The following is a 19,911-nucleotide window of genomic DNA, read 5'->3' on the forward strand; positions in this document are numbered from 1 at the left end:
CCGTGTCTTGCGAGAGTCGGCGCCCCGGGAGGGCAGCTTGGACATCACATCCGCACAAGCCGAGGCACGGCCGAAAACCTCACGTCTCGGCATTGCCGGCTGGATGCTGTTTGACTGGGCGGCCCAGCCTTTTTTCACCGTCATAACCACTTTCATCTTCGCACCCTACTTCGTTTCCCGGCTAACGGCGGATCCCGTGCACGGGCAGGCAGTCTGGGGATATACGCTTGCAGCTTCTGGCATCGTCATTGCCGTGCTCTCCCCCGTCCTCGGCGCGATTGCCGATGCGAGCGGGCCACGCAAGCCGTGGATCGGCTTTTTCGCGGTCATCAAGATCCTGTCACTCGTCCTTCTGTGGTTCGCCGTTCCAGGGTCGCCGCTGATCTATCCGGCAATCTGTCTCGCACTGGCGACCGTCGCGGCCGAATTTTCGATTGTCTTCAACGATTCGATGATGCCCCGTCTCGTCAGCGAAGAGGAAGTCGGACGCATCTCCAACATTGCCTGGGCCTTGGGCTATCTCGGCGGCATGATCGTGCTGATCGCCGTTATCGCCCTTCTTGCGGGAAATCCGGTGACGGGCAAAACGGCGCTCGGTCTCGACCCGCTGTTCGGCCTTGATCCGGCAAAGGGCGAGGATGCCCGCATCACCGGGCCGATTTCGGCCGCCTGGTATCTGATCTTCACCCTGCCGATGTTCCTATTCACGCCGGATGCGACCAGAGCAGCGATGTCGCTCCGGCAAGCGACGACGAGCGGCCTCGCGGACCTCAAGGGCACGCTCGGCGAACTCAAGCAGAGAGCCGGCATATTGCGCTTCCTGATCGCCCGCATGATCTTCCAGGACGGCGTCAACGGCCTGCTTGCACTCGGGGGTACCTTTGCTGCCGGCATGTTCGGCTGGCAGACGATGGAACTCGGGCTCTATGGCATCATCCTCAACGTCGTCGCGATCGGCGGCTGCCTTTATGCGAGCTGGCTTGATGCACGGCTCGGCTCCAAGGCGATCGTCGTCACCAGCCTGATCTGCCTCACCCTTGCGACGCTCGGCATAACTTCGACCGGCCCCGGTTTCACGCTGTTCGGGCTGGTGCCATTGCCGAACGACGATTCGGGCGGGCTTTTCGGCACCGCCGCCGAGAAGGCATATATCGTCTATGGCTTGCTGGTCGGCATCGCCTTTGGTCCGGTTCAGGCGTCGTCACGATCCTATCTTGCCCGCAGCGTCGCGGCCGACGAGGCGGGACGATATTTCGGGCTTTACGCGCTTTCCGGACGCGCCACATCGTTCCTGGCGCCGGCCTCCGTGGCGACGATCACGGTGATGACCGGCTCGGCCCGCATCGGCATGATGGCGCTGGTCGCCTTTCTCGCCGCCGGTCTCATCATCCTTTTGCGGACACCCTATCCAGCCTACCGGCCGGCATGAAAAACCGCCGCGGCAGACGCGCGGCGGGTTGCAAGACCGTGGTTCGTCCCGGTCAATGGCGGAAATGGCGCATCCCCGTAAAGACCATGGCGACGTCATGCTCATTTGCCGCGGCGATCACTTCCTCGTCCCGCATCGAGCCGCCCGGCTGGATGACGGCAGTCGCGCCGGCGGCAATTGCCGAAAGCAATCCATCTGCAAAGGGCAGGAAGGCTTCCGATGCCACGGCCGAACCGCGCGTAAGCGGCTCGGCAAGGCGGAGAGCCTTGGCGGCTTCCTCCGCCTTGATGGCGGCGATGCGGGCGGAATCGACGCGGCTCATCTGCCCTGCACCGATGCCGGCCGTCTGACCGTCCTTCGCGTAAACCACAGCATTCGACTTGACGTGCTTCGCCACCTTGAAGGCGAATTTCATGTCTTCCAACTCCTGCGCGGTCGGCGCGCGCTTGGTGACGACCTTGAGCTCCAGATCCTCGACCATGCCATTGTCGCGCGTCTGGACAAGAAGACCGCCTGCTACCGTCTTGGCGGAGAGCCCGGGGACACGGGGATCAGGCAGACCGCCGGTTGCCAGCAGCCGGAGATTGGGCTTGCGGGCAATGATCGCCTTCGCCTCGTCGCTCACCGACGGCGCGATGATGACTTCGGTGAAGAGTTTGACGATCTCTTCCGCCGTCTCCGCATCGAGTTGCTGATTGAGCGCGATGATACCGCCGAAGGCGGAGGTGGAATCGCAGGCGAGCGCACGGCGATAGGCTTCCGCAAGCGACGGCGCCGCTGCGACACCACAAGGATTGGCATGCTTGATGATTGCGCAGGCGGGAGCTTTTTCCGGCAGGAATTCAGCGATCAGTTCGAAGGCTGCGTCTGTATCGTTGATATTGTTGTATGAAAGCCGCTTACCCTGCAAAAGGGTGGCCGTCGCCACGCCCGGCCGGTTCTCGCCGGTGACATAGAAGCCGGCCTTTTGGTGCGGGTTTTCGCCGTAACGCATGTCCTCCTTGAGCACTCCGCCGATGACCCGGTGACGCGGCATCGGCGTGTCGAGCACCTCGGCGAACCAGTTGGAGATCGCCGCATCGTAGGCGGCCGTGCGGGCATAGGCCTTCGCCGCCATCTTCTGGCGGAAGGCATAATGCGTCGTGCCACTGGCGATTTCGTCGCGCAGCAGAGAATAGTCGCCCGGGTCGGTGACGATCGTGACATAGGCGTGGTTCTTTGCCGATGCGCGGATCATCGCCGGACCGCCGATATCGATATTCTCGACCGTGGTCGGATAGTCGCCGCCCTTGGCGCGAACCTCTTCAAATGGGTAGAGATTGATGACGGCGAGATCGATTGCGGCAATGCCGTGCTCGCTCATCGCAGCCGCATGCTCGGCATCGTCGCGAATGGCGAGAAGTCCGCCATGGACACCCGGGTGGAGCGTCTTGACGCGGCCGTCCATGATTTCCGGAAAGCCGGTCAGCTCCGAAACGTCACTGACGGGAAGACCAGCATCGGAAAGCGCCTTATGCGTGCCGCCGGTCGAAACCAGCCGCACGCCTTTTTCATGCAAAGCGCGGGCAAGCTCGACGATACCGGTCTTGTCGGAAACGGAGAGAAGGGCGGTACGGATCCGAACCTCATCGGGCGCGGGGATTTTCTTGGAGGCGACAGCCATCAACCATGCTCCTTTGGCAGCGCCGGACGCTTGGGCGAGTGGTTCCGGCGGGTGGTTTGGCTGCCCGTTAGCATAGCTTGCGGCCGGAAGAAACCTTCGCCGCCACGAGGACCGGAAAATAGGCCGGAGGCATGGAGCAGATCTCTAAGCGCCTTTCCGCCGGGGTGCTGGGTTCACTTCGCAGCTTAACCCTCGCGCGTGAGCGTCCACTGGATCTCCGGTTGTGCCGCGGTAAACGTGACGGTTATCTGCGACGAGGCTCTCACGCCGGAAGGATCCGCGAAGAAGATGTCCTCCTCGATGGCGAGCTCTCCATCCGGGCAGGCGAAGAGCCAGACCTCGCCGTCCGGTGCGCTCAGGTATATTTCACTCTTGCTATGTTGGCGCATTCCGATGGCGGGATGAATGTGAAAACGCGCGACGGCAGTGGCGGCGTCGGTTGCATCGGGATCGCTGCCGTCCTCCCGTGCCAGCCGGTCCCGGCCGCGGACCAGCCGCCCGCCGTTCAGGACACCGACGTCGCGCTCATGGAGCAGGTCGAACGCAGCGAGATAGCCGTCATGGCTGGCTTTGACGAATTCCATACGGCCGGGGTCGTCCCTTCGCTCGACCACCACGCGCGACAGACCGCTCGTCATGATCGGGCCCAGAAAGCGCGATTGGGAAAAACGACAGGAGGACGTATCGTTGACCGTTACGGTGGAATGCGCGGCGGTCGTGCGCGCCATCTGGCGAAATCGTTCGCCGGCGAATTTCGGTGCGCCGGAATTGATGATGAAGCGATTTCTGCCCGAGGACATCTCGAAGGAAAGGCAGCCGGCATGCGCGCTCCGTGAGAGGTCGACCGAAAGCGGACGGCCGGTGTCCATGATGATGACCGTGTCGCCCAGAGACAGGCGCTCATAGTGGATATGCGGCAGCGATCGGAAGGGTTCGCCCGCCGTTTCGTCGTAGCGGAGCACGGAGGCGAGTTCATGGGCGAGCACGGAGGTTGCGCCGTTGAAGAGCGCAAGCTCGCCGCCCTGGTGGCGAAAGAAGCGCAATGCCGGATACATCCGGTCAATGCAGGGAATGAGCCGCGAAGGCACATCATGGCCGAGATTGACATAGGTCTGCCGGAGCGGCAGCAGATCGAGCAAGAGCTCCAGACCCGCCCGAGGGCTGCGGGAGAAATGCCCGCCGTCCGGCAGGATCTGGCGATCCAGTTCCAGATCGAGATGACGCGACGCCTTGCGGACCGCCGAAGCCGAGGTGGACATCGACACGGACGCCATTGCCAGCGCCATTCGCACCCTGAGCCGCGCCTCTCCGTCGCAGACGGTATCGGCTATGTGGCGCAGATAACGGACCTGGAAGGCCAGGCTCTTTAGGAAGCGTCGGTAGAACCCGTGCTCGGCATTGCGCAGCACCACGGGCGAGTGCGACAGCCATGCGATGATGCGCTGAGCAACCACATCCGCGTCCCAGGAAATATCTGCGATGTTGCGCCCATGGGTGCCGATCCAGTCATCGACGATCTGACGCAGCCTGACAAACCCAGCATCGTCGCGTACTGCGCGAAGATGGCGCAGCCAGCCGAACGAATGGAGCCGGACCGCAAATTCGTGCGACGGCAAATCGATCTCGAAAGGCGATTCGCCTTCCGTATCGAGCACGCGGCCGGCAAGCGGGTAGCGGCCCTGGAGAATTTCTTCGGCGACGAAAGGATCGATGGCCCGAAGATCCGTGGGCGCAACGATGAGGCGATCGGGCGTCGATCCGGCAAAACGCAGCGCCGTCATGCGGCTGAGCGAAAGGCGGCGCGAAAAGCGGCGCCAGCCTTCACGCAGATAGAGATAAAAGAGCCTTCGCTTATTGGAAAACAACATCGGCGCCCGTCGGTTTCCTCAATTCGGCAACGGACCCTTCGAAGCGCTTGAGCAGCACCTGCCCGGATTGCGCCAGAATCCCTTTCCGGAGCGGAATCGTGCCGGAAAGATTATTAAACTTTTATCAATCCTGCCGCCATTGATAGGCTGATGGTCAGAAAGCGTCAATTGTCGCGGTAAAACAGCCTGTTGACGGCTGTCTTGCCGACTGCGTTCGCGCCGCCTGCTGCGCGCGGTTTTCCGCCCGCATTCCGCTCCAACTTGTCGTGATCTAGTTTCTCGCGCGGCGGAGTACGGCAGCATAAAATCCGTCGAGCCCGCCGGAAAACGGCGGCGCCATCGGTAACATCGCAGGCGTTGTACGGAATTCGCCATGTTCGGTGATCGCTTCTTCAAGCCCCGGCCAATCGGCCGCGACAACGGGGACGCGTTCGCATTCTCCGTCTGCAAGAACGCGCGCGACAACCTCTTCGCCCTCGCGCGGGTCAAGCGAGCAATTGGAGAAGACCAGGATACTGCCGGGCTTTACAAGAGTGAGCGCGTGGCGCAGCAGCCGCTCCTGAAGCCTGGCAAGCTTGTCGATATCATCCGGCCCTTTTGTCCAGAGCACATCCGGATGACGGCGCGTCGTGCCTGTCGAGGAGCATGGCGCGTCGAGGAGCGCAGCATCGAAGAGCTCATCCGCCTCGAACTCCGCCATGTCGGCTTCCTTCATCTCGGCTTCGAGGCCCAGTCGCTCCAAATTTGACTTCAGCCGCCGCAACCGACTGGCCGACTGGTCCAGCGCCGTGACCTTCGCGCCGGCGAGAAGGAGCTGGGCGGTCTTGCCGCCCGGAGCGGCGCAGAGATCGACCACAGCCTTGCCGGCGAGATTTCCAAAAAGGCGCGCCGGAATGCACGCAGCCGCATCCTGTACCCACCACGCGCCTTCCGAAAAACCCGGCAGCGACGGAATGGAGCCGGAAAACGCGCCGAGGCGAACGGATCCGGTCGGCAAGACCGTGCCGCCGAGGCGCTCGGCCCAGAAAGCAGGATCCGATTTCACCGTGAGATCGATTGCAGCGGGAACGAGTTGCGCCTCCGAAATGCGTTCTGCCTGGGCGCGGCCGTAGTGGACTACAAGCCTGTCGTAGAACCAGGCCGGCATTGCCGGAACGGTTCGGACCTTTTCAAGAATGGCTTCCTTCTCGCGCGAGAGCCGCCGCAGCACGGCATTAACGAGGCTTGCAAAACGGCGATTGCGCGGATCCGATTGCGCCTGCTCCACCGCAAGGTCCACCGCCGAGTGATCCGGAATATCGAGATAGAGGATCTGCGCTGCGGCAACGGTCAGCACGTGGTCGAGCGCGCGCGCGCCCTCCGGCAGCGGCGTTTGCAGGAGCGAGTCGATCGCAGCCCGGATACGCGGCAGATGTCTGAGCGCGGAATTCAGAATGGCGCGCACCAGCGCGCGGTCGGCGTCGCTCAGCTCGCGATAGACCGGATTGCCGTGCTCCTGGTCGAGCATACCGTCGAGCGGCGTCTTGCGGTCGATGACCGCCGCCAAAATCTTGGCCGCGGCCTGACGGCTCTTCAGGCCCGGCTTTGCAACGGCAGCAGCGCCCGGCAGCGTCCCGGAATTATGGGACGCCTTGTGTGTTCGGGCTCGTTTCGGCTGTGAATCATTTCTTTTTTCAGGCATCAGGACCAGGGACCTTTCGGCGGCTCGGAACCACCGCGACCCCAGCCGGTTTTCGGAACAGAGCGCGATTTGCGCACGGCATTATCAGCACGAACCGGTGGCGTCGACCCCATCGACATCTCGCGCGCCATCCGCTCAAGCGCCGCGACACGGTTTTCCGTGCTCGGATGGGTCGAGAACAGATTATCCATCCGCTCGCCGGAAAGCGGATTGATGATGAACATATGCGCCGTTGCCGGGTTACGCTCCGCGTCATAATTCGGAATAGCATGAGCGGCACCGGCGATCTTCCTGAGCGCCGAGGAAAGCCAGAGCGGATTGCGGCAGATTTCCGCCCCGCGCCGGTCGGCCGAATATTCGCGTGTGCGGCTGATCGCCATCTGCACCAGCGCCGCCGCGAGCGGGGCGACAATCATCGCAATGAGCACGCCGACGACGCCGAGCGGATTGTTGTTCTCGCGGTTGCCACCAAAGAAGAAGGCGAAATTGCCGAGCATCGAAATGGCGCCGGCAAGCGTTGCGGTGAGCGTCATCGTCAGTGTATCGCGATACTGGATGTGCGCGAGCTCATGCGCCATGACGCCGGCGACCTCTTCATAGGAGAGCGAATGCAAAAGGCCGGTGGAGGCGGCGACCGCCGCGTTCTGCGGATTGCGGCCGGTAGCGAAGGCGTTCGGCTGCGGACTGTCGATGACATAGACGCGTGGCATCGGAAGGCCGGCATTCTGCGCAAGATCGCGGACAATACCGTAATATTCGGGAGCGCTACGCTCATCCACTTCCTGGGCCCGGTACATGCGCAAGACCATGCGATCCGAATTCCAATAGGAGAAGAAGTTCATGCCGGCAGCAATGACAAGGGCGATCATCATGCCGCCCCTGCCGCCAATCGCATAGCCGACGGCCATGAAGAGAACGGTCATGAAGGCAAGCAGCATTGCGGTGCGCACGAGGTTCATCGATCAGCTCCAGGCATTTTCAAGTTCCATCCACTCGGCGGCTGGCGAAATGCGGCGGTAACCGCATCACTGCTCTCAGCCGAGCGTTTCACGTGAATCAGGGTTTCCGCTCGCGCGGAAGCACCTTATATGATGGGGATAAACCTCCCGGTCTTCAATACAATTAGGGAAATCCGGCACCCCCATGCAAAACGACAACGACAACGCCCCCGATGGTCGCAAACGTCCACTGTCACCGGCGGCGCGGCGGGCGCTGAAGGAAGCGGAAGAAAGAAGGCGGGCTGAGGCACCGCAGGTCATGCCGCCGGAGCTTGGCGGACGCGGCGGCCCCGACCCGGCTCGTTTCGGCGACTGGGAAATCAAGGGACGGGCGATCGACTTCTGAGCCGGATCAGCAGCGCTGCAAAGCCATCTGGGATCGTTTCGAAGATGAATCGAGTTCGGCGACCTTCAGGACCGGTACCGTGTTTCACTTGGTGCCTAGCCGTAAGGGTTCGCTTCATCATGCCGAATACCGTCCGATCGACCGAGAAGAATCCGGCTCACGATGAGCCGGTCTCCTACATGGTATCCAGCTGACAGGTAAAACTGTGGAGCGATCCAGGTGTCACAGACACCTTTGTGCGTCTAATGAAGACGCACGGCACCGTTGCTATTCAGCGACAGATGGGCGCGGACCTCGCGCTTGCCGGCACGTGGTCCGCGCAGAGGGTCAACCGCGGTTCTGGCGATTGGCGATCAGGTCGTCGACGACCGCCGGATCGGCGAGCGTCGAGGTATCGCCCAGCGAACCGAAGTCGTCCTCGGCAATCTTCCGCAAAATCCGGCGCATGATCTTGCCCGAGCGCGTCTTCGGCAGCCCGGGCGCGAACTGGATCTTGTCCGGCGTGGCGATCGGCCCGATCTCCGAGCGCACGTGCTTGAGAAGCTCCTGGCGAAGCTCGTCACTGCCGACCTCGCCCGCCATCAGCGACACATAGCAATAAATGCCTTGTCCCTTGATCGGATGCGGATAGCCGACCACCGCCGCTTCCGAGACGAGGTGGTGTGAGACAAGCGCCGACTCGACCTCCGCCGTACCCAGGCGATGTCCGGAGACGTTGAGAACGTCGTCCACGCGACCGGTGATCCAGTAGTAGCCGTCCTCGTCTCTACGGCAGCCGTCACCGGTGAAATATTTGCCCTTATAGGTGGAGAAATACGTTTGAACGAAGCGCTCGTGGTCGCCATAGACGGTGCGCATCTGCCCAGGCCAACTGTCGACGATGCAGAGATTGCCGTCGGCCGGCCCTTCGAGCACCTTACCCTCGTTATCGACGATCTGCGGCTGAACGCCGAAGAAGGGCCGCGTCGCCGAGCCGGGCTTGAGATCGGTTGCGCCCGGCAGCGGCGTGATCAGGATGCCGCCAGTCTCCGTCTGCCACCAGGTATCGACGATCGGGCAGCGTCCCTCGCCAACCACATGGTAGTACCACTCCCACGCTTCCGGGTTGATCGGCTCGCCGACCGTGCCGAGGAGGCGAAGCGAAGTACGCGAGGACTTTTTGACAAAATCGTCGCCGGCGCCCATCAGCGAGCGGATCGCCGTCGGCGCCGTGTAAAAGATGTTGACCTTGTGCTTGTCGACGACTTCCCAGAAACGCCCAGCATCAGGGAAGTTCGGTACGCCTTCGAACATCAGCGTCGTCGCGGCGTTGGCGAGCGGCCCGTAGACGATATAGGAATGGCCGGTCACCCACCCAACATCCGCCGTGCACCAGTAGATGTCGCCATCGCGGTAATCGAAGACATATTCATGCGTTATTGACGCGTAGACGAGATAACCGCCGGTCGTGTGCAGCACGCCCTTCGGTTTGCCGGTTGAACCCGAAGTGTAGAGGATGAACAGCGGGTCTTCGGCCTTCATCTTCTCCGGTGGGCAATCGGGCTCTACCGTGGCGATTTCCTGGTGGTACCAGAGGTCCCGTTTCTGGGCCCAGCCGATCCTGCCGCCCGTGCGGCGCACGACGAGGACCTTGTCGACCTTCACGTTCTGCTTGGCGGCGATCTGGATGGCCGTATCGGTATTTTCCTTGAGCGGAATGGCCTTGCCGCCGCGCATGCCTTCATCGCAGGTGATGACGAAGGTGGATTCGCAGTCGACGATACGGCCAGCCAGCGCATCCGGCGAGAAGCCGCCGAAAACCACCGAATGGATGGCACCGATGCGGGCGCAGGCGAGCATCGCATAGGCGGTTTCCGGAATCATCGGCATGTAGATGGTGACGCGATCACCCTTCTTGACGCCGTGTTTCTTGAGCACGTTGGCAAGCCGGCAAACCTTGTCGTAAAGCTCGTTATAGGTGATCTTCTTGTCGAGGTAGGGCGTGTCCCCTTCCCAGATGATCGCGGTCTTCTCGCCATGTGTCTTGAGATGGCGATCGATACAATTGTAGGAGATGTTGGTAAGCCCGTCCTCGTACCACTTGATCGAAACCTCGCCTTTGAAGGACGTGTTCTTGACCTTGGTATAGGGCTCGAACCATTCGATCCGCTTGCCGTGCTCGCCCCAGAACTTCTCCGGATCGGCAATGCTGTCCTCATACCACTTCAGATAGGTCGCATTGTCGAGCAGCGTCCGGCTCTTGGCCGCTTCCAGGACCGGATAGGTCTTCACCGACATATTTTCCTCCCTATGCATTCTGACCAAGGACGGCACTCCAAGCCGCCCCTTTGCGACGATTCATAGCAGGTCAAATCCCCGCCGCAATTAGACAAAAGGACATTTGGAAGTGAAGAATTGCAATTTCGCGACAACGGCGATATAGAGGCGCTCAATTCCCGGAAATCAGTGGTAGACTCCACGGCCCGCGACACCGGCGCGGACGGACAAAAGGACTATATCCATGGCTCAGCAACTGCTTATGCCCAAGGCAACAGCCGTCTGGCTCGTTGACAACACCGCTCTGTCGTTTGACCAGATCGCGCAGTTCTGCAAGCTGCACCCGCTCGAAGTCAAAGCGATTGCCGACGGTGAATCGGCGCAGGGCATCAAGGGCCTCGATCCGATTGCCACCGGTCAGCTTTCGCGCGACGAGATCGCACGCGCCGAGGCAAATCCGAACCACAAGCTCAAGCTTTCCGAACCGAAGGTCCGCGTTCCGGACTCCAAGCGGAAGGGCCCGCGCTACACGCCGGTGTCCAAGCGCCAGGACCGCCCGAACGCTATTCTTTGGCTCGTGCGCAACCATCCCGAGCTTAAGGACGCGCAGATTTCGCGGCTCGTCGGCACCACGAAGGCGACGATCGAGCAGATTCGTGAACGCACCCACTGGAACTCGGCCAATCTTACCCCGATGGATCCGGTAACGCTTGGCCTCTGCTCACAGATCGATCTCGATCTCGAAGTCGAACGCGCCGCAAAGGGCCGTCCGCTGCCCACCGCAGCCGAGACTGGCGCAACGCTCGAGGCGGCACAGGAGACCGAGAAGCTGAATTACAACTTCGATCGCGAGGAAGAGAAGGAAATCGATGCCGATGCCGTCTTCGCGAAGCTGAAGTCGCTGAAATCGGATCGCAAGGACGACGAAGACGACAACTATTGATCGTTCGTCATCCGCTACTGCATGTTTCCTTTAATCGTAGCCGATTTAAGGAAACATGCAGCAATTCAAGGTGCTACAGCGACCTTTATGCGTCTGAAAAGACGCACGGCGCTGTAGACGAGAAGCCCGGATCGCTTGATCCGGGTTTTTTATTGTCATCGCCTTTCCAGCGGGGGGCCAGCGGGGCTGGTTGCTCGAGCGTCTTCAGACGCCGATGCCCTTTGCGTGAAGTGCCGCCGTAATCTCGTCGAGGATCGCCGGATCGTCGATCGTCGCCGGCATTTTCCAGGGTTGGCGATCCGCGATCTTCTGGATCGTTGCCCGCAGGATCTTGCCCGACCGGGTCTTCGGCAGTCGCTTGACGCAGATTGCCGTTCTGAATGCGGCAACGGGGCCGATTCGCTCGCGCACGAGACCGATGAACTCCTGCTCGATGTCCGCGGTTTCACGGGAAACATTGGAGTTGATCACCAGGAAGCCGGCCGGGATCTGTCCCTTCAGCGGGTCGGCAATGCCGATGACGGCGCACTCGGCGACATCCGGATGGCTGGCGCACACTTCCTCCATCGCCCCCGTCGAAAGGCGATGACCCGCGACGTTGATGATGTCGTCGGTGCGAGCCATGATGAAGATGTAGCCGTCGTCGTCAATGTAACCGGCATCCGCCGTTTTGTAATAACCGGGATATTCCTCGAGATAGGCCGCATGGAAGCGCTGGTCGGCATTCCAGAGGGTCGGCAGGCAGCCGGGCGGAAGCGGCAGCTTGATCACCACGTTGCCGAGCGTCCCGGCTGTGACCGGATGACCCGCGTCATCGAGGACCTGGACGTCGTAACCGGGCAGGGGGACCGCCGGCGACCCATACTTCACCGGCACCAGCCCGAGACCCATCGGATTGCCGGCGACGGGCCAGCCGGTTTCCGTCTGCCACCAGTGATCGATGATCGGAATCCCAAGCGCGCGCTCGGCCCAGTGGATCGTGTCCGGATCGGCCCGCTCACCCGCCAGATACAAGGCACGGAACCGCGAAAGGTCATATCGGCTCACATAGGAAGCGTCAGGATCTTCCTTGCGGATCGCGCGCAACGCCGTCGGCGCAGTGAACATGACGGCGACGCCGTGTTCGGCGATGATCCGCCAGTAGGTCCCGGGATCGGGTGTGCCGACCGGCTTGCCTTCGAAGAGGATCGACGTATTGCCGTTCAGCAGCGGTCCGTAGACGATATAGGAATGCCCGACCACCCAGCCGATGTCGGACGCCGCCCAGAAGACTTCACCCGGCTGGACACCGAAGAAGCTCTCCATCGACCACTTCAGCGCCACCATGTGTCCGCCATTGTCGCGCACGACGCCCTTCGGCTGCCCGGTGGTTCCGGAGGTATAAAGCACATAGAGCGGATCGGTAGCGGCGACCGGCGCGCAGGGCGCTTCCTCGCCGGCCTCCTTCGCTGCGGCGAGCGCCTCGGCGAAATCGAGATCACGCCCCGGCAGCAGCTCGGCCGCGAGCATTTCCCGCTGAAAGATCAGGCAATGGGCGGGCTTGTTGCTGGCGATCTCGATTGCCGCATCGAGCAGCGGCTTGTAGGCGACGGCGCGCCCGGGCTCCAGACCGCAGCTTGCGGAGACGACGAGTTTTGCCTGACAATCATCAATGCGCACAGCAAGTTCGTTCGCTGCAAATCCGCCGAAAACGACGGAATGCACGGCGCCGATGCGCGCGCATGCCAGCATGGCGATCGCCGCCTGCGGGATCATCGGCATGTAGATGATGATCCGATCGCCCTTGCCGATCCCAAGTTTGCGGTAAACCGCGGCCATCGCCTTCACATCGGCGAGCAAGGCTGCATAGGAAATCTTATCGATCCGACCGGTAACGGGGCTGTCGTGGATAAAGGCCACCTGCGAGCCACGCCCAGCGCTCACATGCCTATCGAGGCAATTGTAGCAGGTGTTGGTCACGCCATCGGGAAACCAGTGCCCGTAGGGTCCGCGCTGAGGCTCGAAGAGACGCTTCGGCCTTTCGAACCAGTCGATCGCATCAGCGGCATCCGACCAGAAGCCGTGCGGATCGGCTTTCCACGCGGCATACACCTCGGAATAGCGGCTCGCCATTTCCGTTCTCCTCACTTACCTCCCGACCCACTGCACGGCGCTGTGGATCCGTCTCCTCGCGATCGAGGATAGGCTAATGAAGGGTAAGGCAGAACCCCGACGAAAGCGTAATGGCCTACAGCGCCGTGCGTCTTTTCAGATGCACAAAGGTCGCTGTACCACTTTGAATTGCCGCATGTCTTTATCCTTAAATCGGCTCCGATTTGAGGATGCATGCAGCAGTCTGGCTCAGCGCGCTCCAAAAATGGCCGAGCCGACGCGCACGCTGGTGGCCCCGAAAGCGATTGCCGTTTCGAAATCGCCGGACATGCCCATGGAAAGCTTGGCGAGACCGCATGCGCGGGCGAGTTTCGCAAGCAGCGCGAAATGCGGCCCGGGATTCTCATCGACGGGGGGAATACACATCAGTCCTTCGATGTTCATTGCCAGCTCGCCGCGGCACAGATCCACGAAAGCGGCGGCGTCTTGCGGCGCTATGCCTGCCTTTTGCGGTTCGAGACCGGTATTGACCTGCACATAGAGGCGAAGACGGCGACCCTGTCGCGCCATTTCGGCGGCAATCGCGCGGGCAATCTTTTCGCGATCGATGGTCTCAATGACATCGAAGAGTGCGACGGCGTCTGCGGCCTTGTTGGATTGCAGCGGGCCGATCAAATGAAGCTCGATGTCGGGCGTTTCACGCCGGAGCTGGGGCCATTTGCCCTGCGCTTCCTGGACACGGTTTTCACCAAATATCCGCTGACCGGCCTCTATGACCGGGCGTATCGCCTCGGCATCGAAAGTTTTCGAAACGGCGACGAGACTGACCGCATGTGCGGGACGATTCGCCGATTTTTCGCTTGCGCGAATCCGGCTAACGACATCGTTCAACGCCTCTTGCACATCCATGCTCATGCTCCCGTCTCAGAACGCGTCTATAAACTGCCTTCGCCGATTATTGAAACTTACGATGCTTGCCAAGCCCGCGTACCGAGCGGCAGTCCGCAAATGTGCCAAAGTGCGCCGCAGAAACCTTCAAAACTTGACGCTTAGGCGGTTTCGTGGTGAAGGTCACGCCAGCTATCATGAGGGCTTTGGGCCCCGTAGAATTTCCGGAACATCGATAAAGACATGGCTACCGAACGATATAATCCGCGTGATGCCGAGCCGCGATGGCAGGAGGCATGGGAAACAGGCAAGGTCTTCGAGACCAGCAACAATGATCCGCGCGAAAAATACTACGTGCTCGAGATGTTCCCCTATCCGTCCGGACGGATCCACATGGGGCACGTGCGCAATTACACCATGGGTGACGTCGTCGCTCGCTACAAACGCGCCCGCGGCTTCAACGTGCTGCATCCGATGGGGTGGGACGCTTTTGGCATGCCTGCGGAAAATGCTGCCATGGAGCGCGGCGTACATCCGGCAAGCTGGACCTACCAGAACATCGCCTCAATGAAGGCGCAACTGAAGGTGATGGGGCTCTCGCTCGACTGGAACCGTGAATTTGCGACCTGCGATCCGGCCTACTATCAGCGCCAGCAGCACCTCTTCCTCGATTTCCTCGAGAAGGGTCTGGTTTATCGCAAGCAATCGAAAGTCAACTGGGACCCGGTCGACAACACCGTGCTCGCTAATGAGCAGGTGATCGACGGGCGCGGCTGGCGCTCGGGTGCGCTGGTGGAACAGCGCGAGCTGACGCAATGGTTCTTCCGCATCACCGACTTCAGCCAGGAACTGCTCGACGCGCTCGATACTCTCGACCAATGGCCGGAAAAAGTGCGGTTGATGCAGAAGAACTGGATCGGCCGTTCCGAAGGCCTGTCGCTGCGATGGGAGCTCGATCCCGCGACCACTCCCGGGGACATGACGGAACTGACCGTCTATACGACGCGGCCGGACACGCTCTTCGGCGCTTCCTTCCTGGCAATCTCGGCGGATCACCCACTGGCAAAGCAAGCCGCTGCCAAGAACGCCGCGATCGACGCTTTCTGCGAAGAATGCCGCCGCGCAGGCACATCGCTCGCAGCGCTCGAAACAGCGGAGAAGAAGGGCATCGATACCGGCATCCGCGCCAAGCACCCGCTCGATGCAAGTTGGGAGCTGCAGGTCTATGTCGCGAACTTCGTGCTGATGGACTACGGTACGGGCGCGATCTTCGGGTGCCCCTCCGGCGATCAGCGCGACCTCGATTTCGCCCGGAAATACGGCCTGCCCGTTGTGCCGGTCGTCATGCCGAAGGACGCCGACGCCGCGAGCTTCACGATCGGCGACGAAGCCTACATCGGTGACGGTGTGATGATCAATTCGCGCTTCCTCGACGGCCTTTCGACGGAAGCGGCCTTCGAAGCTGTCGCTTCGAAGCTCGAGAACGACGTGCTGAACGGCGCCCCACGCGCCGAACGCAAGGTCAATTTCCGCCTTCGCGATTGGGGTATTTCGAGGCAGCGCTATTGGGGCTGCCCGATCCCGGTGATCCATTGCGACGACTGCGGCGTGGTCCCCGTGCCGAAGGCGGATCTGCCGGTCACCTTGCCGCCGGACGTGACCTTCGATAAGCCCGGCAATCCACTCGACCGGCACCCGACGTGGCGACACGTCGCATGCCCGCAGTGCGGCAAGGACGCGCGCCGGGAAACCGACACGATGGATACCTTCGTCGATTCCTCCTGGTACTTCGCCCGTTTCACCGCGCCCTGGGAGAACAATCCGACCGACCCGAAGGCTGCCAATCACTGGTTGCCGGTTGACCAATATATTGGCGGCATCGAGCATGCGATCCTGCATCTGCTCTATTCGCGCTTCTTCACCCGCGCCATGAGGGCGACCGGCCACGTGGCGGTGGACGAGCCCTTCAAGGGGCTCTTCACGCAGGGCATGGTGGTGCACGAAACCTATAGCCGCGGCGAAGGCGCCCAGCGTGAATGGATCACCCCTGCCGAAGTCCGCGTGGACGAAGTTGACGGGCAGCGGCGTGCCCTCCTGATCGAAACCGGCGAGGAAATCGCCATCGGCTCGATCGAGAAGATGTCGAAATCGAAGAAGAACGTCGTCGATCCGGACGATATCATCGGCTCCTACGGTGCCGATACGGCGCGCTTCTTCGTGCTTTCCGATTCGCCGCCGGACCGCGACGTCATCTGGTCGGAGGCGGGCGTCGAGGGCGCTCACCGCTTCGTTCAGCGCGTTTGGCGGCTGTTGGCCGAAGCCTCGGAAAACCTGCGCCAAAGCGAGGCTTTGCCGGCAAGCGAAGGCGAGGGCCTCGCTATTTCCCAGGCGGCTCACCGTACCTTGCGTGCCGTCGAGGGGGATTATGACAAGCTCGCGTTCAACAAGGCCGTTGCGCGTATCTACGAAGTGGTCAACGTGCTCGCCGCACCGCTCGCACAGGTGGCGAACGGCAAGGCGGACCAGTCCGTGACCGCTGCCGTAAAGGATGCGACGGCCATTCTCATCAATCTGATCGCGCCGATGATGCCGCACCTCGCGGAAGAATGCTGGCGCGTGATCGGCGGCGAAGGACTGATCGCCGAGAGGCCGTGGCCGAAGTTCGATCCGGCTCTGGTCGTCGAAAATGAAATTACCATGCCGGTTCAGATCAACGGTAAGAAGCGCGCCGATTTGACAATCGCGCGCGACGCAGATCAGAGTGCGATCGAAAGCGCCGTTCTTGCCCTCGACGCCGTTCAGACCGTGCTCAACGGCGGCAGCCCGAAAAAGATCATCGTCGTGCCCCAAAGGATCGTCAATGTCGTTGTCTGATAAAGCTGGCTTTCGCTTCCGCTCGCTTCCGATGCTGGCCGGCGCTCTCTTGCTGACCGCACTGGCCGGTTGCCAGGTGAGGCCGCTCTATTCGGATGGGCCAACCGGCGCTACTTCCACGGGACTCGCCTCGATCGAGATCTCCGATGCGGACGATCGCGTGGAGCAGGAAGTCCGCAACGCGTTAGTCTTCATGACCTCGCGCGGCCAGGGTGAGCCGGTTAACCCGCAATATCATCTCGCACTGAACGTCTCGCATCGAACGATGGGCGTGCTTTACGATCAGGCGAGGGACCGGGCCGGGGCCGGTCGGATTGTCGTCAAGGCGGACTATAATCTGACGAAAACCGCAACCGGCGAGACGGTAGAGTCCGGCAACCGCTCGGCCGTCGCGCTTGTCGATTTCCCTGCCCAGGAGTTTGCGAAGGTGCGCGCGGTTCGCGACGGCGAGAACCGCGCGGCGAAGGAATTGGCGGAGATCATCAGCGCAGACATCGCCGCCGCCCTCGGCCGCTGATCCGGTGGGGCGATGAGCGAGGTCAAGTCGCACGAATTCGACAATTTCCTGCAGAGGTCTGCAGCGAGCTACCGGCTTTTCCTGCTTTACGGTCCCGATCGCGGCCTCGTTTCCGAGAGGGCAGCACAGCTTGCCGGCAGGTTCGGCGTAGCGCTCGATGATCCTTTTGCCGTCGTGAAACTCGATGCCGCGGAGCTGCAGCAGGGCGTTGGCAGGGTTCTGGACGAGGTCAACGCCATTGGCCTTTTTGGTGGCGAAAAGCTGATCTGGGTGCGCGGCGCCTCGGCGGAAAAGGGGCTTTTCGAGGCCCTGCAGATACTTGCAGCAGAACCTCCCACCGGCAGTTATCTGATCATCGAGGCGGGCGACCTCAAGAAAGGCGCGGCGCTGCGAAAGGTGGGCGAATCTTCCCGTACCGTCGCCTCGGTCGCCTGCTACAGTGATGATGCTCGCAGCCTGCATGCACTTGTCGACAAGGAGCTCGCGGATGCCGGCCTCAGGATAAGCCCCGCGGCGCGCCAGCGGCTCCTGGAAGCTCTCGGCGGCGATCGCCTCGCCTCACGCAATGAAGTTCGAAAACTGGCACTTTATTGCCGCGGCAAGGACCTCGTCGAGGAGGAAGATGTTCTCGCCATCGTCGGCGACGCCAGTGCCATCTCGGTGGATGACGCCGTCGACGCGGTTCTTCAGGGCGATCCCGATGCGCTGTTGCACGCTATGCGAAAGATCACCACCTCGAAAACGCCGCCTTTTCTGGTACTTCAGGCCTGCTTAAGACAGTTCCAGCAGCTGGATGTGATGCGCGCGGAAATGGACGCCAGCGGGCAATCTTCCGGCCAGGTGATTACCAGCCTTGGACGCAATCTGCATTTCCGGCGCAAGCCGATCGTCGAAGCCGCTTTGCGGCATTGGACCTCTCCGGCAATCCGCCGTGAATTGAACCGGCTACAGGCGACGATTTACCAGAGCCGAGCTCGCCAGAGCCTGGAAGACAGCCTGGTCTTGCAAAACCTGCTCGCCATAACCGTCCAATCGGCCCGCCGCTAGAGCCTTCATGGCTAATTGGAAACATTCTGCCGGAGCAGATTTTCGTCAAGATCAGAGGCGATTGCCGAGTGCCGTACACAGACGTACGGCCGAGGCGATCGCCTCTGATCCTGGCGGAAAGATGCCCGGCCCTTCGGGTTGGCTGAAGCGGGCCGCCTGTTTGCTCGGCTGGCTTGGCGGTATGCTTTGGCTACGCCACGCGCCAGCCGAGCAAACATTCCACTCCGCTTAAGCCAACAGAATTGTTTCCATTTAGCCATGAAAGGCTCTAGGTTCCGTTACTCCATTGATCCTCAGCAAACGCAAAAATGGCCAGCACGCGCGCTTTTCGAGCTAGTACTGCACAATCCGAAATTGTGCAGAGACTCGGAGCGGCTACTTTCTGCGTCCGAAAGGGCGCGCAGGTAATCAGCGGCGTTCCAGCAGACGGCAAATCTCTTCAAGTTGATCGAGCGTCTTGTAGGCGATTCGTAAGTGTCCGCCGGAGGCCTTATGGCTCACGGTGACCTCCAGCCCGAGACTATCCGACAGCGTTCGCTCGAGCGCCAGTGTATCGGCATCCTTCTCCTCGCGGCGCGGCCCCTTGGCAAAATTTGGATCGTTTTGGGCCTTGATGTCGTTTTGCGCGAGGCGCTCCGCTTCGCGTACGGAAAGTCCCTTCGCAACGATGTTGCGCGCCAGCGCCACCGGGTCGGAAGTCGGAATCAGAGCCCTCGCATGACCCGCTGACAGACTGCCGTCGGAAAGCATGTCGCGTACAGGCTCCGGTAGCTTCAGCAATCGCAGGCTGTTGGCGACATGGCTGCGGCTCTTGCCGATAATGTCGCCAAGATCGTTTTGGGTATAGCCATGCTCCGCGATCAACTGCTCGTAGCCCAAGGCCTCTTCGAGCGGATTGAGGTCAGAGCGCTGCACGTTTTCGACGATCGCGATCTCCAGAGCCGTCCGGTCATCGACGTCCCGCACGATCACCGGAATTTCGGTAAAGCCCGCAAGTTGCGCCGCCCGCCAGCGCCGTTCTCCGGCGATAATTTCATAGCGCTCGTGCCCAACGGTGCGAACGACCACCGGCTGAACGATGCCGTGCTGACGGATCGAACTCGCCAGATCCTGAAGCTCGGCTTCGTCGAACTGCCGACGCGGATTGCGGGGGTTGCGCGACACGAACTCGATTGGAACACGCCGGTCGGCACTGACAGAGGCTGCCTGCGCAGCCCCCGTCTGTAACGGCTGATCCATTTCGCCGATCAAGGCGGCCAAGCCGCGACCCAGACGCCTCTTGGAGCTGTCGTCGTTCATATATCACCCAA

The 19,911-nt window shown here is 61.4% G+C and carries 14 protein-coding genes; 6 read left to right on the top strand and 8 right to left on the bottom strand.

Going from position 1 to position 19,911, the window contains the following annotated elements; genetic code table 11:
• Positions 1-103 precede the first annotated feature (103 nt).
• A complete protein-coding gene (locus PYH37_RS28955; RefSeq protein WP_425336148.1) occupies positions 104-1,429 on the top strand; it encodes an MFS transporter in 1,326 nt (441 codons plus the stop codon).
• A gap of 52 nt (positions 1,430-1,481) precedes the next feature.
• Here the strand turns inward: PYH37_RS28955 and purH are convergent, their stop codons facing one another.
• The 4 genes from purH to htpX all read right to left on the bottom strand — a co-directional run bounded on the left by purH (position 1,482) and on the right by htpX (position 7,600).
• Positions 1,482-3,092, bottom strand: a complete 1,611-nt coding sequence (gene purH / locus PYH37_RS28960) for a bifunctional phosphoribosylaminoimidazolecarboxamide formyltransferase/IMP cyclohydrolase (protein WP_280734936.1) — start codon at positions 3,090-3,092, stop codon at positions 1,482-1,484.
• 185 nt (positions 3,093-3,277) lie between these two features.
• The gene (locus tag PYH37_RS28965; RefSeq protein WP_280734937.1) at positions 3,278-4,960 is read right to left on the bottom strand and encodes a heparinase II/III family protein; all 1,683 of its coding nucleotides are present in this window, start codon (positions 4,958-4,960) and stop codon (positions 3,278-3,280) included.
• Positions 4,961-5,231: 271 nt separating this feature from the next.
• Positions 5,232-6,641: an RsmB/NOP family class I SAM-dependent RNA methyltransferase gene (locus tag PYH37_RS28970; RefSeq protein ID WP_280734938.1), complete on the bottom strand. Its 1,410-nt coding sequence runs from the start codon at positions 6,639-6,641 to the stop codon at positions 5,232-5,234.
• Positions 6,641-7,600 (bottom strand): zinc metalloprotease HtpX, encoded by a 960-nt coding sequence (htpX, locus tag PYH37_RS28975; RefSeq protein ID WP_280734939.1) that lies wholly within the window; start codon positions 7,598-7,600, stop codon positions 6,641-6,643. The genes PYH37_RS28970 and htpX overlap by 1 nt, the downstream gene beginning before the upstream one ends.
• A gap of 184 nt (positions 7,601-7,784) precedes the next feature.
• On the opposite strand from htpX, the gene PYH37_RS28980 reads away from it, so the two are divergent.
• The gene (locus PYH37_RS28980; RefSeq protein ID WP_280734940.1) at positions 7,785-7,985 is read left to right on the top strand and encodes a DUF1674 domain-containing protein; all 201 of its coding nucleotides are present in this window, start codon (positions 7,785-7,787) and stop codon (positions 7,983-7,985) included.
• A gap of 327 nt (positions 7,986-8,312) precedes the next feature.
• Here the strand turns inward: PYH37_RS28980 and acs are convergent, their stop codons facing one another.
• Positions 8,313-10,262, bottom strand: a complete 1,950-nt coding sequence (gene acs, locus PYH37_RS28985) for an acetate--CoA ligase (RefSeq protein ID WP_280734941.1) — start codon at positions 10,260-10,262, stop codon at positions 8,313-8,315.
• A gap of 223 nt (positions 10,263-10,485) precedes the next feature.
• Between acs and PYH37_RS28990 the strand changes: the two genes are divergently transcribed.
• Positions 10,486-11,184: a DUF1013 domain-containing protein gene (locus tag PYH37_RS28990; protein WP_280734942.1), complete on the top strand. Its 699-nt coding sequence runs from the start codon at positions 10,486-10,488 to the stop codon at positions 11,182-11,184.
• 204 nt (positions 11,185-11,388) lie between these two features.
• Here the strand turns inward: PYH37_RS28990 and PYH37_RS28995 are convergent, their stop codons facing one another.
• On the bottom strand, positions 11,389-13,296 hold the full coding sequence (locus PYH37_RS28995) for a propionyl-CoA synthetase (RefSeq protein WP_280734943.1): 1,908 nt from the start codon (positions 13,294-13,296) through the stop codon (positions 11,389-11,391).
• A gap of 228 nt (positions 13,297-13,524) precedes the next feature.
• On the bottom strand, positions 13,525-14,184 hold the full coding sequence (locus PYH37_RS29000; protein WP_280734944.1) for a YggS family pyridoxal phosphate-dependent enzyme: 660 nt from the start codon (positions 14,182-14,184) through the stop codon (positions 13,525-13,527).
• A 222-nt stretch (positions 14,185-14,406) separates the two neighbouring features.
• On the opposite strand from PYH37_RS29000, the gene leuS reads away from it, so the two are divergent.
• Genes leuS through holA form a run of 3 tightly spaced genes read left to right on the top strand, consistent with a single transcriptional unit; the run spans position 14,407 to position 18,601 of the window.
• Positions 14,407-17,037, top strand: a complete 2,631-nt coding sequence (gene leuS / locus PYH37_RS29005) for a leucine--tRNA ligase (RefSeq protein ID WP_280734945.1) — start codon at positions 14,407-14,409, stop codon at positions 17,035-17,037.
• A complete protein-coding gene (locus tag PYH37_RS29010; protein ID WP_280734947.1) occupies positions 17,024-17,554 on the top strand; it encodes an LPS assembly lipoprotein LptE in 531 nt (176 codons plus the stop codon). Before leuS ends, PYH37_RS29010 begins: the two co-directional genes overlap by 14 nt.
• 12 nt (positions 17,555-17,566) lie before the next feature.
• A complete protein-coding gene (holA, locus tag PYH37_RS29015; RefSeq protein ID WP_280734949.1) occupies positions 17,567-18,601 on the top strand; it encodes a DNA polymerase III subunit delta in 1,035 nt (344 codons plus the stop codon).
• Positions 18,602-19,009: 408 nt separating this feature from the next.
• On the opposite strand, the gene PYH37_RS29020 is transcribed toward holA, so the two are convergent.
• Positions 19,010-19,900: a ParB/RepB/Spo0J family partition protein gene (locus PYH37_RS29020; RefSeq protein WP_280734950.1), complete on the bottom strand. Its 891-nt coding sequence runs from the start codon at positions 19,898-19,900 to the stop codon at positions 19,010-19,012.
• Positions 19,901-19,911: the final 11 nt, after the last annotated feature.

This window comes from Sinorhizobium numidicum, assembly GCF_029892045.1.
GTDB lineage: Bacteria > Pseudomonadota > Alphaproteobacteria > Rhizobiales > Rhizobiaceae > Sinorhizobium > Sinorhizobium numidicum.

Coding starts and splice junctions, on each gene's coding strand:
- PYH37_RS28980 (WP_280734940.1), top strand. CDS start 7,785: ATGCAAAACGACAACGACAACGCCCCCGATGGTCGCAAACGTCCACTG.
- PYH37_RS28955 (WP_425336148.1), top strand. CDS start 104: ATGCTGTTTGACTGGGCGGCCCAGCCTTTTTTCACCGTCATAACCACT.
- PYH37_RS28990 (WP_280734942.1), top strand. CDS start 10,486: ATGGCTCAGCAACTGCTTATGCCCAAGGCAACAGCCGTCTGGCTCGTT.
- leuS (WP_280734945.1), top strand. CDS start 14,407: ATGGCTACCGAACGATATAATCCGCGTGATGCCGAGCCGCGATGGCAG.
- PYH37_RS29010 (WP_280734947.1), top strand. CDS start 17,024: ATGTCGTTGTCTGATAAAGCTGGCTTTCGCTTCCGCTCGCTTCCGATG.
- PYH37_RS28965 (WP_280734937.1), bottom strand. CDS start 4,960: ATGTTGTTTTCCAATAAGCGAAGGCTCTTTTATCTCTATCTGCGTGAA.
- PYH37_RS29020 (WP_280734950.1), bottom strand. CDS start 19,900: ATGAACGACGACAGCTCCAAGAGGCGTCTGGGTCGCGGCTTGGCCGCC.
- PYH37_RS28970 (WP_280734938.1), bottom strand. CDS start 6,641: ATGCCTGAAAAAAGAAATGATTCACAGCCGAAACGAGCCCGAACACAC.
- PYH37_RS29000 (WP_280734944.1), bottom strand. CDS start 14,184: ATGGATGTGCAAGAGGCGTTGAACGATGTCGTTAGCCGGATTCGCGCA.
- purH (WP_280734936.1), bottom strand. CDS start 3,092: ATGGCTGTCGCCTCCAAGAAAATCCCCGCGCCCGATGAGGTTCGGATC.
- htpX (WP_280734939.1), bottom strand. CDS start 7,600: ATGAACCTCGTGCGCACCGCAATGCTGCTTGCCTTCATGACCGTTCTC.
- acs (WP_280734941.1), bottom strand. CDS start 10,262: ATGTCGGTGAAGACCTATCCGGTCCTGGAAGCGGCCAAGAGCCGGACG.
- holA (WP_280734949.1), top strand. CDS start 17,567: ATGAGCGAGGTCAAGTCGCACGAATTCGACAATTTCCTGCAGAGGTCT.
- PYH37_RS28995 (WP_280734943.1), bottom strand. CDS start 13,296: ATGGCGAGCCGCTATTCCGAGGTGTATGCCGCGTGGAAAGCCGATCCG.